Origin of the sequence: Halosimplex rubrum (genome assembly GCF_013415885.1) — an archaeon.
Taxonomy (GTDB): Archaea; Halobacteriota; Halobacteria; order Halobacteriales; family Haloarculaceae; genus Halosimplex; species Halosimplex rubrum.
The window spans coordinates 2,817,781-2,831,189 of the sequence record NZ_CP058910.1 but is presented as its reverse complement, the minus strand read 5'-3'; the positions used below and the strand labels follow the sequence as shown (position 1 = coordinate 2,831,189).

General features: G+C 57.2%; 13 protein-coding genes. 1 reads left to right on the top strand and 12 read right to left on the bottom strand.

Annotation, left to right across the window (positions count from 1 at the left end):
* Positions 1–26: 26 nt before the first annotated feature.
* From HZS55_RS14135 to HZS55_RS14090, 10 genes are all read right to left on the bottom strand, one after another.
* Positions 27–998, bottom strand: coding sequence for an aldo/keto reductase (locus HZS55_RS14135; RefSeq protein WP_179908269.1), 972 nt, complete (start codon positions 996–998; stop codon positions 27–29).
* A complete protein-coding gene (locus HZS55_RS14130) occupies positions 999–1,379 on the bottom strand; it encodes a cupin domain-containing protein (protein WP_179908268.1) in 381 nt (126 codons plus the stop codon).
* An 85-nt stretch (positions 1,380–1,464) separates the two neighbouring features.
* Positions 1,465–2,670 carry an MFS transporter gene (locus HZS55_RS14125; RefSeq protein ID WP_179908267.1) on the bottom strand — a complete coding sequence of 402 codons (1,206 nt, stop codon included), beginning with the start codon at positions 2,668–2,670 and terminating at the stop codon, positions 1,465–1,467.
* Positions 2,671–2,754: 84 nt separating this feature from the next.
* On the bottom strand, positions 2,755–3,618 hold the full coding sequence (locus tag HZS55_RS14120; protein ID WP_179908266.1) for an SDR family NAD(P)-dependent oxidoreductase: 864 nt from the start codon (positions 3,616–3,618) through the stop codon (positions 2,755–2,757).
* Between the two features lie 129 nt (positions 3,619–3,747).
* Positions 3,748–4,794, bottom strand: a complete 1,047-nt coding sequence (locus tag HZS55_RS14115; protein WP_179908265.1) for a zinc-dependent alcohol dehydrogenase family protein — start codon at positions 4,792–4,794, stop codon at positions 3,748–3,750.
* Between the two features lie 127 nt (positions 4,795–4,921).
* A complete protein-coding gene (locus HZS55_RS14110; RefSeq protein WP_179908264.1) occupies positions 4,922–5,599 on the bottom strand; it encodes a helix-turn-helix domain-containing protein in 678 nt (225 codons plus the stop codon).
* Positions 5,600–5,816: 217 nt separating this feature from the next.
* Positions 5,817–6,224 (bottom strand): hypothetical protein, encoded by a 408-nt coding sequence (locus HZS55_RS14105; protein WP_179908263.1) that lies wholly within the window; start codon positions 6,222–6,224, stop codon positions 5,817–5,819.
* Positions 6,221–7,039 (bottom strand): ParA family protein, encoded by an 819-nt coding sequence (locus tag HZS55_RS14100; protein WP_179908262.1) that lies wholly within the window; start codon positions 7,037–7,039, stop codon positions 6,221–6,223. The genes HZS55_RS14105 and HZS55_RS14100 overlap by 4 nt, the downstream gene beginning before the upstream one ends.
* Positions 7,040–7,423: 384 nt before the next feature.
* Entirely contained in the window at positions 7,424–9,865 is a 2,442-nt protein-coding gene (locus HZS55_RS14095) for a DUF262 domain-containing protein (RefSeq protein ID WP_179908261.1), read from the bottom strand.
* 63 nt (positions 9,866–9,928) lie between these two features.
* Positions 9,929–11,035 (bottom strand): competence protein CoiA family protein, encoded by a 1,107-nt coding sequence (locus tag HZS55_RS14090; protein WP_218927223.1) that lies wholly within the window; start codon positions 11,033–11,035, stop codon positions 9,929–9,931.
* Between the two features lie 108 nt (positions 11,036–11,143).
* Here HZS55_RS14090 and HZS55_RS14085 point away from each other — a divergent pair, with 108 nt between their 5' ends.
* On the top strand, positions 11,144–12,049 hold the full coding sequence (locus tag HZS55_RS14085; protein ID WP_179908260.1) for a hypothetical protein: 906 nt from the start codon (positions 11,144–11,146) through the stop codon (positions 12,047–12,049).
* 42 nt (positions 12,050–12,091) lie between these two features.
* On the opposite strand, the gene HZS55_RS14080 is transcribed toward HZS55_RS14085, so the two are convergent.
* Together HZS55_RS14080 and HZS55_RS14075 are read right to left on the bottom strand one after the other, a co-directional pair.
* A complete protein-coding gene (locus HZS55_RS14080; RefSeq protein WP_179908259.1) occupies positions 12,092–12,568 on the bottom strand; it encodes a hypothetical protein in 477 nt (158 codons plus the stop codon).
* Between the two features lie 22 nt (positions 12,569–12,590).
* Positions 12,591–13,166 carry a hypothetical protein gene (locus HZS55_RS14075; RefSeq protein ID WP_179908258.1) on the bottom strand — a complete coding sequence of 192 codons (576 nt, stop codon included), beginning with the start codon at positions 13,164–13,166 and terminating at the stop codon, positions 12,591–12,593.
* Positions 13,167–13,409: the final 243 nt, after the last annotated feature.

Below are 13,409 nucleotides of genomic sequence, written 5' to 3'. Positions count from 1 at the left end.
CAGTGGCGATAGACGTTCTGGGTCATTCATTCGTGACCAGAGATCCAGACCGTCTCGTACGGTTCTTCGAGGTACTCCACGTCCGACTCCGAGAGTTCGATCTCGGTGGCTTCGACGGCTTCCTCGACGTGCTCGACGGTTTCGACGCCCACGATGGGCGCGGTGACCCAGTCCTTGTGAAGGTGCCAGGCGAGCGCAATCTGTGCCATCGTCACGGTCTTCTGCTCGGCGAGTTCCTGCACCCGCTCGTTGATCTCGATGCCGCCGCCCTCTCGGTACGGACGCGGACTGACAGCCTCGTCGTCGCGGGCCAGTTCGTCCTCGTCATGAGGATACGCGAGGAAACCCCGGGCGAGCGGACTCCAGGGGACGACGCCGATGCCCTCGTTCTCACACAACGGTAGCATCTCCCGCTCCTCTTCGCGATAGGCGGGGTTGTAGTGGTTCTGCATCGTCGCGAAGCGTTCCAGGCCGAGGCGGTCGCTCACGTGAAGCGCCTCCTGAAACTGGTGGGCCCACATCGACGACGCGCCGATGTAGCGGACTCGATTTTGTCGGACGAGGTCGTCGAGGGACCGCAGCGTCTGTTCGATCGGGGTGTCGTGATCCCAGCGGTGGATCTGGTACAGGTCGATCGTGTCCACCCCCAGTCGATCCAGCGAGTGCTGGAGTTCCTGTTCGATGGATTTCCGGGAGAGACCGCCTCGGTTCGGTCCGTCTCCCATCTCGCCGTGGACTTTCGTCGCAACGACGAGTTCGTCCCGGTCGTATCCTTCGAGGGCCGTCCCGAGGATCTCTTCGCTCTCGCCCTGCGAGTACACGTTGGCCGTGTCGAAGTAGTTGATCCCGAGGTCGATCGCCCGCTCGATGATCTCGATGCTCTTCTCCTCGCCGACGGTACTGTCCCAGCCGTCTCGGAGACCCGACCCGAAGTTCAGGCAACCGATACAGATCTCGCTGACTTCCATCCCAGTGGACCCGAGCGTAGTGTACTCCATTTAGGGTGCCTCCTGGATATCCAGTTCGCCGTTGTCCGGTTCGGCGAGAAAGAACACGTGGCTGAACGCCGAGTCGGCGTCCTCGGCGGTCCCGTGCCAGTGTTCTTCGCCGGGTTCGAAGACGACCAGATCGCACGCCGAGACCTCGCGCTCCTCGTCGCGGGTGCCGACCATTCCGACGCCGTCGGTGACGTAGAGGATCTGGACGCCGGCGTGGGCGTGGAACTTGGTTCGCTCGCCCGGACGGAAGGTGACCTCCGCAGAGCGGACGGTGACACCGTCGAAGGCGCTCTCGACTCCTTCCGAGAGGAGGGGTGACCCGACCTGTACCGAGTGGTCCGATTCTTCGGTGTCCGACGACGGAACGTTGGTAACGTTCATGCTTCGTGTTCAGACGAGGGCACTCGGCACCTTGTGTCCGATGCTATTCTCACAGCCCATTTAAATACGGACAATCGGCTGACCGTTATACTCGGGCCTGGCTAGTCCCGGTGTAGAAGAAGCCTAACCCGAGGATCGTCACGATGCCGAGAGCAACGAGGGGAACGACCCACCCGCCGGTTACGCGATGGAGCACACTGGCCCCGGTCGGTGCGACGAGCGCGAAGACCGCCGTGGAAACGTTGAGCAGGCCGACCGTGGCGGTCGCGTTCTCCTGTCCAAACGCAGTGAGAATGATTGGCGACCAAAGTGTGGCGAGCGGACCGAGCGCGATCCCGAAACCGAGGAGCGCAGCATAGGCGAACACGGTCGAGTGAACGAATGGAAGTACAAGCGCGCACACGCCAGCGAGTCCGGCACTCGCGAGAAACGTCGGTTGCAGACCGACGCGATCGCCGACGTACCCACCCGCGATTCGGGTGACGACGCTGACACCGCCGATGATACTAATACCGGCGGCGGCAACGCCCATCCCGATACTGTTCGCGGTGAGGATGTCGACGAGGTGTGCAGAGAGGACGTAGAACCACGTGAAGACGAGTGGGAATCCGACTGCCGTGCTCAGAAAGCGCCGGTCGCTGAGTCGTCGACGGACCCACTCGGGATTGACAGGGTCCGAATCCTGTGCAGTCCCCGGCGGTCGCCGGTACACGAGACTCGACGCACCCACGAACACTGCGGTGAGACCGACCACGGCCGCGAAGCCAGTCTGAAAGCTCGTCCGCTCGAACAGCCAGAGCCATGCCTGTGGCATGACGAGAGGCCCGAGGCCGACGCCCGTCATCGTGATGCTCATCGCAAGGCCCTGGTAGTCGTCGAACCACTGCGGCGCGAGCGAGATGATAATCGTGAAGGCTGTTCCTCCGGCGGTCCCGAGCACCGCGAACGCGAGGACGACGCTGGCAAATGAGTCAGCAATCTGCAGGAGCGCGATACTCCCGGCGAGTCCGACAGCGACGAGCGCGAACACTGGCCGAAGTGTGAACCGAGCAGCGAACACGCCGAAGAGGCCGCCGACAGCGAGGAGGGCTGCACTGGTGATCGAGAAGACCGAAGAGACCTGAACGGCAGTGAGGGCGAACGTAGCCGCGAGTCTGTCGGCGTAGACAGTGAACGTGAAGACAGTCCCCCAGATCAATGTGAGCATACAGACGCCGAGTGCAACGATGAGCCATCCTCGAAGGGAGTCCAGCGCCGCTTCGTGCGCCACAGGGTGCTCAGTCGTCGTCACTGTGAATATCCTCACTCATTCGCTCTATCGTTCGACCGTGCTTCGACGACTGGTCCCATGAGTGGACCCGGTCCAAAGTCCCGCCTACGCATCGTCGTACCCCATCGACGTCGAGAGGTCGGGGTATGCTTCGGCCTCTTCGCGCAGTCGAGCGGCCTTCTCCTTCGCGAGTTCGACGGCGTCAGCACCGGCGACGAATCGTCGTGGGGGCTCTTCCTCGCTGGCGATCTCGACGAGCGCGTTGGCGAGCTTGGCCGGATCGTTCGGTTGCTGACCGCCCTGATCCTTCCACCACTCGATTTGCTCCGCCCGGCGCTCGTCGTAGTCGTCGATTGCGGGGTCGGTGAAGGGCATCGATTCCTCGGACGTGAGGGTCGTGCGGAAAAACCCTGGATTGACGACGGTCGTATCGATACCAAAGTGTTCGATCTCGTCGTGCAGTGCGTCCATCCACCCTTCGACCCCGAACTTCGAGGTAGCATAGGCCGAACTGAACGCGAACCCGGACAGTCCCGCGCCCGACGAAATCGAGATGATGTGTCCCGAACGCTGGTCGCGCATGACCGGGAGGACAGCGCGAGTGACGTACATCTGCCCAAAGAGATTCACTTCCAGCTGATGTTTGATCTCGTCTATCGTCATCTCCTCGAAGAAGCCCTTGTAGGAGATGCCTGCGTTGTTGACCAGCACGTCGATTCTGCCAAACCGGTCCATCGCAGCCTGTGTTGCCGACTCGGCGTCAGCAGGCTTTGTGACGTCCAGCTCCGCGACCAGCAGGTCGTCCCACTCACCGACGGCCTCGGCCACGTCGTCGGTATCTCGGCCGGTAGCGACGACTGCACGTCCCGCATCGAGGGCGGCCGTAGCGAATTCAGCACCCATGCCACGGCTCGCGCCCGTAATGAACCAGACCTCTCCATCAAACGCGGATTCTGAGTCTTCCGACATAGCTACTGAAACCAGGATCGAGAAGGCCTTGGGTTCAATGCTATCCAGAAAGGCTGTTTAAGTCCCGGTTAGTCTAAAATACGGTACCAACCAGAAAATGAAGAGGGTGATAATTCTGCTTCTGAATTTTCACTCGTTAACTTTCACCAGGACCTTGATCGCCTCTCTCTCGTCCATCGCCTCGTAGCCCTCGGAAACGCCGTTGAGGTCAACGGTCCTCGTGAAAATGGGCGACGGGTCGAGGGTACCCTGAAGGACGTCCTCCATAAGTTCCTCGGCATACGCCCGGGTCGGCGCAGGGCCACCAGTGAAGGAAGCGTTGCTGAAGAACAACGGTTCGAGGAACGACGGATCGTCGATGTGAGGAACGCCGACGTACCCGATGTTGCCGCCCGGGCGGACGACGGCAGCGGCAGTCTCCAGCGAGGATTCAGCGCCAACGCATTCGAGGACGTGATTCGCGCCGCCGTGTGTGAGTTCCTGAATCTCCTCGATAGCCGCCTGACCGGTACTGGCGACAGTATCTGTCGCGCCGAGTTCTTCGGCGAGTTCGAGGCGGTCCTCGTGGTGGCCAACTGCGATAATGCGCTCGGTACCGAGCCGTTTGGAGGCGATGACGCCACAGAGACCGACAGCGCCGTCGCCGATAACAACGGCCGTGTCACCAGCCCCGACATCCGCACAGACGGCGGCGTGATGGCCCGTCCCCATCACGTCCGTCAGTGGGAGTAACGCTTCGAGAACCTCTTCATTATCGGCGTACCGGTCGGGGACGCGGACCAGCGTGCCATTCGCCTGTGGGACGTGGAGTTTCTCGGCTTGCGCACCACCAACCTCTCCTTCTGGACCCCAGAAGCCACCGTTAGTACAGGCGGTCTGGGTCCCCTTTCGGCAAAATTCACACTCGCCACAGCTGATCGCGAATGGAGCGAAGACGCGGTCACCGGGTTCAACGTTCCGGACGTCGTCGCCGACCTCCTCGACGATCCCCATCGGTTCGTGTCCGACTCGTGATCCAGTCTCGGGTTCGTCGTCGCCGCGGTAGAACCAGAGGTCCGATCCGCAAACCGCAGTGTGAGTGATACGAATGACTGCATCCGTTGAGTTGTCGATCTCAGGTTCGGGGCGATCTTCGAGACGGATGTCGCCTGGGCCGCCATAGACTGCTGCTCTCATTACAGATTATAGTCCGCCCACAGACGGAATATGGCTGATGCTATCGAGATAGCGTATTTAAATAGTACCAGAAGCCCGCCGTCACCCAGACAGGAAAGCCGCCAGAGTTCGCCTAGAAGCGTTGTGATTATCTGGTTATCGTGTTCAGTTGAACCTGAGAACCAAGGGAAGAGGAAATGAGTTGTCGCTCCCCTCGGCGGAGGAGACTCGACAGCGACGGTTGAGAGATTCCAAGTTCCTCAGCGAGTTCTTCAGCTGTGACCTGGCGGGGGTCCTCGTAGTATCCCCGGGAAACCGCGATCGTGAGCGCCTCTCGTTGCCGATCAGTTAGCTCATCCTGTGACAGGTTCTCGGATTGTGATGGGTCGGGAGTCATAGAGAGCAGGTCGAACGAGATTCCGTGGTTCTCACAACTGGTCCGGAACTCGGTGAAGGCCTCGAAGTCCGTGAACACCTTCCGTTCATGCCACCCCTCTGGCGTGATAGTTGTTGGTTTGATGGGCGCTCCGTCGAAGCGTTCGGGATCGAACGCCGCAGAGATAGACTCATCGACATCGACAACGAGCTTGTAAACGGCTTTTTCACTCGTTTCTCCGAGTACGGTGGTCTCGTCGATTTCGTCGAGCGCCGCGAGTTCTGCTTCAGCGACGTCGTCGTCGGGATCGATCTGAACGATGAACATCCGAACGTCTGATTGGAGGCAGAGCGCGTGCACACACTCGATTTCGTTCGGTTGTAATCGCTCGGTGATACTGACGAGTGGGAGGGCGGGCGAACTGAGGACGAATTCGGTAGTGATCGCCATGACTTGAGAACATGCGCCGCTCACGGTTAAGGTTGCGGAGGTCTCCAGGCAATAGTCCCTGAATGCTGTAGACAGAGTCATGGCCCCAGTAGCAGTCGTTTCTCAGTCCCGTGGTTGAAACCGAGAGTACATCAAATTAATAGATCAAACTGTGCAGCATGCTCCATGCATTGAGAATCCCAGTCTCAACTTCAGTCGCGCCTCGCTCTGCGCGAGGTCATTCGTCGCCGAGTTCCGAAAGCCGAGCCTTGATGTCCTCGGCATCCGCCTCAGAGAGCGCCTCAACACCGAACTGGACGAGTAGTGGGTAGAAGTGGCGGTTCTTCTTGAACTCGTCCTGGCCCGCCTTGCGGAGCTTTAGCTGGGACTCGAGGTAGGTATCCTCCATCTCGTCGAGGACATCGTCGGGAATGTAGATCGTCCGCCCATTCCACTCGTCCTTGATGTTCGTCTTCGTTTTGCTCGTTTCGTTCGTTTCACTCGTTGAAGTCGATTCGGTCGTTTCGGTCGATGAACTGGTTTCCACCGTTTCACTCACCTCGCTCGTTTCGCTGGAATCGACCTCATCGTCCTCCTCTTCGTAGTTGCCCTCGATGCCGGAAGCATCACCCCAGCCGTCGCTCATGCTTTCACCTCCTCAGGCGCAGTCTTCTCGAACGTCTCGTCGAACAGGTCGGCAATCTCGTTGAACAGGTCGCGTGCATCCTCGACGCGCTGGTTCTCCTTGCCGAAGCCGAAGACGGACACCCCCTCGCCGATCGACTGGGAGAGGTCGGTCCGCTTCGGGATCTCGAACACCGGGAGGGAGTACGCCGACTTGATCTCCTCGATGGTGTCGCGGTGTTCAGCGTTCTGCTCGACGCGGTTACAGACAATCGCGAGCCGATTGATGTCTCCGTACGCCTGTTCAAGGGAACTCAGCTGCTTTGCGAAAATCTGGAGGCTGTTGGCGTTGAGCTTCTCGGGAATGACGGGGATGACGACGTTGCCGGTTGCGACGAGGGCGTTGTCGGTGAGGACGTTCAGGGATGGCGGCGTGTCGACGATGATGTAGTCGTAGTCCTTCTCGAGTTCGTCGAGAGTCATCTCCAACCGCTCGCGACTCTTCGGCGCCTCAAGCAGCGTCTGGATGTTCTTGTTGTTCGCGAGTTTCTCGCTGGCGGGAAGGATGTCGAATTCCTCGTGCTCGACGATGATGTCGTTCACCGACTCCATCTGGTCGAAGTCGAGGACGTCGAACAGCGTCGTACGGTCGGTATCGTAGTACAGATCGTTGTAGCCAAGCGAGCACGTGAGTCCTCCGTGGTAGTCGATGTCGACCAGGAGGACGTCGTGACCTCGGGCGGCGAGTGCGCCGCCAGTATGAATGACGTCGGTTGTCTTCCCCGCGCCTCCCTTCTGATTCGCCACCGTGATTCGTGCGGTATTGGTGTCGGTCATTATCTTCGTTTCTCTCGTTGTGTTCGTTTCGTTCGTTTTAGTCGTTTAGTTCGGTGCGTTCGGTGAGGGTGTTTCACTCGGTGAGAGGATTACTACGATGTTAAAACCAACTGTTCGTTTCGCTCGTTGAACTAATTTCGTTCATTTCTATCACTCAATTCGTTCTGTTCGTTTTGTTCGTTTCTGCTAAAGGCCAACCAGAGACAAACCAGTTCGTTTGGATAATTCAATTCATCAACCTCGTTTACTTCATTCCATTCGTTTCATTCGTTCCTTTCGTTTCGTCAAAGGAGGTCGTACCTTCTGTGCGGATGGCAAAGCTGGATAGGATAGTCAGCTGAGAAGGCTTCGACAGGAACTCGCAAAACCGACTTCTCAGAGGGGTTAAAGCGATCGGACGGACAGACGTTTCTCAAACTCTTGGTCCGTCTTCTCTCGAATTTCGTGGCGTACCTCATCTTGGTCGGATTCAATCCCGAACTCGTCCTCAAACGAATCGAACCCAAGCGTCGACAGAATATCCAAGAGGAGCTCGATTCGTCGATCCTGCAGAGTCTCGTAGGTCCAGAAGGAGTTGAAATACGCCACTACATCGGCGTCCACATTCGAAACGTCACCGCCATCGTGCTGCTCACGGAGTTTGTCGAGGGAGTCGCGATCGACGTTGCCGTATTCGGCCGTGAAATACCGATTGGGGTAGATACTGGCGAAACCGTCGATCTCGGAGTAGTACTGCGTCATCTTCTCGGCGAGTGGCCGATTACTCGCCCCGATATTATCGGTGTCACGGAGCAGGAGGAAGTTCCCGATATCGTCGATGAACCCCTGCGTGATGAACTCCGAGATATTGTCTTTCAGTCGCTCCTCCTCTTCGTCGAGATCAGAGCGCTGCACCAGCTCGATATAGCGTTCGATCTCTGACGCGATCTCGATGTCCGGCTCCGAGTCGAGTTTGAAAAACTCCCGAAGCCACGTCGGGTCTTCCGGGTCGCTGACGGGTGTCTGCGGGAGGACGTGTTCGAGATGGATGTTCCCCATGTTCAGATCTCGCTCGACGGCACGACTACTGTCGTCGAAGTGATCCTGGGCGATCTTCCCGAAGAGCAGTCGCGCCGTTCCGGTACTCCAGGACTGCGTCTGGACGACCGTATCGACGAACCGGTCGCCGAACAGCGTCGGCGTAGAGGAACGCATCTCGGTGATGAGGTACTCTCGAGAAGCCTCGTATACACTATCTGGAGTGGCTTCGGCAGTTGGTGCGAGATTGAACTCCTCGACGGCCTCGATGAAGACCTCGCGGAAAATACTCGGTCGTTCAGAGATGAGGAGGCGTCGCAGGTTGAGTTTCTCGATGGTCTCTAGTACGCGGTGGAACTGTGCTGCATCCCGTTCCGATTCAGGATTGGTGTGATAGTAGAGCGCCAGGACGAATGGCCGCCACTGGTCCATCTGTTGGTTATTGAGGCGAACAAGGATTTCCCGACACTGCTCTCGGTGACTGGCTAACTCAAGGTCGTCAGCGGCGAGCTCCGTGGTCGTGATATCTTGATAGTAGTCGACGAGGTCGTGCGCGTAGTCGAGGAACGCCTTCGCTTCATCGAGATTCCGAAGCCGCGGGACGACATCCGAGTCGATGTTCCGCGTGTCGAAGGCGTTGGTCAGTTCGGCGCTCGCGTCACCAATCCTGTCGATGCCATCGTCGACGATACTCAGATAGATCGAGAGGTAGTCGTCGATGGCATCACCATCGGTTGCGAACGCCACCACGATGTCCTCCCACTTGTCGACGTACTCGTCTTTCACGTCGGTATCGAAGAACGCGTTCACGACCGCTGCCCTGATACGGTCGATCTTCGTCAGATCGACGCCGCGGTCGTTCAAAATCTCGAAGATCTGCATCCGGAAGTCCGACTCCGCCTCTCGAATCAGGTACTCCCCGACGTGGTAGGAGTTGTAGACGTAGTTAAGGATATTCACGAGCGCTCGCACAGTCTCGTCCGGCGTCTCGGCGTCGGCGACGACGCCGCTAATCTTCTCGTCGTAGAACTCGTAAGCGTTCAACAACCGCCGGTGTGAGCGGTACAGTTTGAAGAACGCCCCTGAGGACAGCGAGTCAGTATCCAAGTCCGCGAGTTCATCGTCCGTGGTACCGAACCGGTCCAGACATTCCGAGACTTGTACTGCATCGCTGTTGTTCCCGTGAATGCTGAAGTCGGCCTCGTTCTTGAGGTAGTCCACCTGGGCGGAGGGTCCCATCATGAGGGCTTTGAAAAATTCAGCGTCGTGTTTGTTCAGCGTGAGCCGAGGCTCACGTTTGCCGAACATCTCCTCCACATAGAGGATATCGGTGATTCGTCCGATCCCGTAGTCCCGAAACTCCGCCAGGGTATCGTCCTCGATAGAAGCTGGGTCGACGTCCTCAAGATGCTCCATAAGGACGCGCAACAGCAGGTGTGTCGTCGTCAGGCGCTGTTGGCCGTCGATGACCTCGTACACCTGTTTGTCGTCGTTGACCGCGAAGTACATCGAGCTGAAGAACACGTCCGACACTTCGCGTCGGTCAGCGACCAGGTCGGCATTCACGAACTGCTCGATGTCCGACCAATACTGTTCGTGGTGGATGTTCTTCCACGAGTACAGTCGCTGGTACTCTGGTACGTTGAACTTCTGATCGGTGAGGACCTCTCCCAGAGTCCGTTTCTCCATCTCGAAATTCTCGGCCGTAATCGGCCGAACTACCTTCCCATCACCGACATTCCGGGTATCGAGATCTCTGCCATCGTAGTCGATGTACTTATCATACAAATCGTCAGCCTCGTCCGACATTATTGACTGCTGTTTGTAGTCCGTCCATTTACCGTTGTGGGCGGGTTTCCGGGCCGAGTCAGGTCACCCCAGAAGGTTAGCCAGTTCGTGGAGGCTCTCTTTGAGATTACGCTGGAACTCGGTAGAGACGGTAATGAACTCGCCATCGTCGCTGTGTTCCTTGTACTTTCCCAGCGAAAGAGCGAGCTCCCCGCTCGGAGTTACAACGAGCTTGAAGATAACCGAAGTGCTCTGCAATCCGGTTTCCAGCCATGCCTTTTCGATATCTGCCCATTCGCCAGCGGAGGTATCTGCTGAATCAACCTCGTAAGCCAAGCTGTGAACCTTCCCCCGATTCCGAGAGTGTTCAGTCTGAACTGGAGCGAGCACGTGTTCAGTACCGCGGACCTGCTTCCCGAGCTGAAGCATCGTCCGCCCGTCAGGCGTTTCGGTGAGTTTGAACCACTTCTGGTACGGGTCATACGAGGCACTCAACCACCAGAATCCGAGATCGTTCCAGTCCGATTGCCCTCCCTGATCGAACTTCCCGTACTCCCATGCTCGACGAAGTCCCTCGCTGTGTTCAGCTAGATATTCTCGCGGCAGGACGATGTCCATCGAGGGATTGGCTGGCTTTGATTGTCGGAGCCAGTGGATGACGCCATGATACCCGTCGCTGAAGTCGTGTTGGACCGCGTGAGGCCAGGTCGGGAGAATGCCAGAGAGATCGACGTTGAATCCGGAGAAGTCCTCTTCTCCCAACCAGAGGACGCTGTACTCTGTAGCAAAATACTCAGCGGTTACTGCGTCGACATCCTTGTCCTCGTGTTTGTGCTGTACTTCGACGCCGATGCCACGGCCCTCAGGGAACCGAGGCTGTGGAAACTCAACGAGAATATCGGCACGCCGGTCACCCAGCTGCTGTTCTAGTCCTATTGTAGCGTCGGGATACTCGGTCGTGAGCTTCGAATACGCGATCGACTTCATCCGCAAATGAGGTGGAGATTCACCGCCACAGTCCGTCTCCTCTTCAGCAGCGTGGTAGAAATGCCGCGCGACGAACGACCCCTTCCGGCGATGGGAGTCGCGAATTTTCAATTGATCGCCGCACTTCGGGCACTCGAGGAGATCCCCTTTCTGTACCTGATTCGGGATGACCTCGGTACCGTCGTGGAGGGCCAAGAACGGCATACTAGTTGTCGCAGTTTAGCAGCCCACCTATAGAATAATACCCCTGTTGTGCCCCTCGCTTGAGAGGTACATCTATTTAATCCGAGAGTCAGTCAACCATCAGTAAGAATGGTGTCAGTCTCACTTCTTGAATTTGCCAACGCCAATCGACCCATCTACTTCAAACCAGAAACCGAGATAGAGGTATTTGACGATGACGAGGAAGAGTGGAATCCGCTGTTCAAATCCTCATACTCCCTTTCAGCACTCATTGAAGCGCTCAAAGCGAACAGAATAGAAGCAGGGAACGTCCGCTTCGAGGACTCGGTCGCCCAAGAGTATCTTCACCACCTCAAGGAAACAGGGATTGATGACCAGCTGCATCACGAGGATCTAATGAATCGTGACCGGCTCGTGGCGTTTGCTGACGCAGGATACACAACGGTCGACGACCTCCTGGGGACAGCGGATCCGATCGATATCTCCAAAGATACCGGTGTGGACCGCGATGTCGTCTCCAGTATCGCGACGAACCATCTCGATGGCTTCTCGTCGGGGAGTGCATTCGGTGATACAGGCCCGCTACAGCAACTGAATCCAAAGGACTCGTTCACTGGATGGGACCTCGTAGAGGCGTCCTCAAACCGGATTCGGTGGGTTTCGGCCGGGCGATTCAACCTTACCATCAGTCCGGCGCCGGACGGGAGTACTACGATCGCGTGCAACGCACCAGAAGCAGAGCGGAACGCCTGGTATCGGAAAGGCCGTTCAATCGAAGCGGGACCTGATCAGTCGTTAACCCCCGAGGAAGCCCTAGAACAGTCTCACGAATGGTTGAAAGCGCATCAGCTGGAATACAAGGATGATCTCGCCGAACTCCCTCGAATCGGGGCGGCGACCAAGGATTACCTCGCGCTCGAATACGGGATCACATCGCGAGAGGAACTCCGAACATTTGCAGAGGACCAACCTGAGGAGTTCGACGAAATCTTTGGCTCTCTTGGAAGTGACCTCAGAGAAGCACTAGAACGGTAACCCGACCACCGCGCACACTTCCGACGCTATCGAGAGCAGATGTCACAAGAGAGACGCAGCAATCTGGAGCAAGAAGCCGAATAAGAGGAGAGAACTGCCAGCCCGAAGATACCACTCGCGGGCCCGTTGTTCAAGCTGGTGAACGTGGCGTTCGATATATCGATCGACGAGTGTTCGAGAGATTCGTCCGTCGCGAGCGTGAATCGCGTCCCCATCGGTGTGATATCGAACTTCGACAGCGTCGGGCTCGTCCTCCAGGCTTACGACGACGATCTCCTTTATTGGGCCATGTACCTCGACTCGCCCGTCGAGTGCCTCACATACGGCCTCAAATCCAGAATCATCCGAGGTCAGTTTCCCTTCGCTCAGGAGAGTTACTCGGCCCTGTTCGATTTGTTGGATTTCATCCTCAGGTGTTTTGTATGCCCGAAATTGTTCGAACTCAGGAAGGACGACCATTAGGGCACCAGCAGCATCTAGGCCTAAGCCTACGGTAGCAAGCGTTTCTATCCCGACCATTTGTTGATTCCAAAAGAATTCATCAGTTTTCGAGGACTTCATTAACAGCTGGGATCAATTCAGACCGATAGCCAGCAGACACAAGGAACTCCTGAATGTGCTCAAACTCCTGCTCTCCCTCTGGAGAGTTTGTCAGGAGTAGTTCTTCGATCACCTGCTCACCGTCATCGCAAAGAGCTACAGATTGGGCGAGAGGAGTGTCCTCAAGTGGATTTCGTCGCTCATTAATCAGGATCGGCTGCCACCCACCCTGGTACTGGTATCGGTAGAGGGTGATAGTGCGGACGGTGTCTTCGTCGACAAAGAAGCTCGTTTGTTCGCGTTTGCTGGCGACCGCGATCTTCCCGCTGTCGAGATCCGCAGCAAAGTCCTCGAAATTGTGGTACTCAGCAGGAACCGGCCCATCGACGACGTGAGTAATGATTCCCGGCCAAGTGAACCCAAAGACACGCTCGAAGAAACTGACACTATTGTCATCGGGAGAATCAAACACGAGAAGAAGATCGCCCAGCTGGAGTTCTGTACCGTCTACGCTGATATGCGACGAATATGGATAGGCGTCGCCGTCGTCGAGGACTTCAATATCCGGCTTCGGCATATTGTCCGAATCTAATCGGAGCCACAAAGAGATAGCTAATGGAGCACGCCAGATTTCCCCGAACTCTCAAAAAGTGCATCTCTCCCACCATCCGGACCCCTCACGGCGGTTGAACGACGTCGTATCCTTCTCGATCAAGCAAGTCAACAGCTAACTGTTCCAGTCTCGCACCGTCCCCGATAGCGCGGAGATTTGCTTCAAGAGCAGTATTTGGCATCTATTGGTTCATCTGGGAAGTCCATG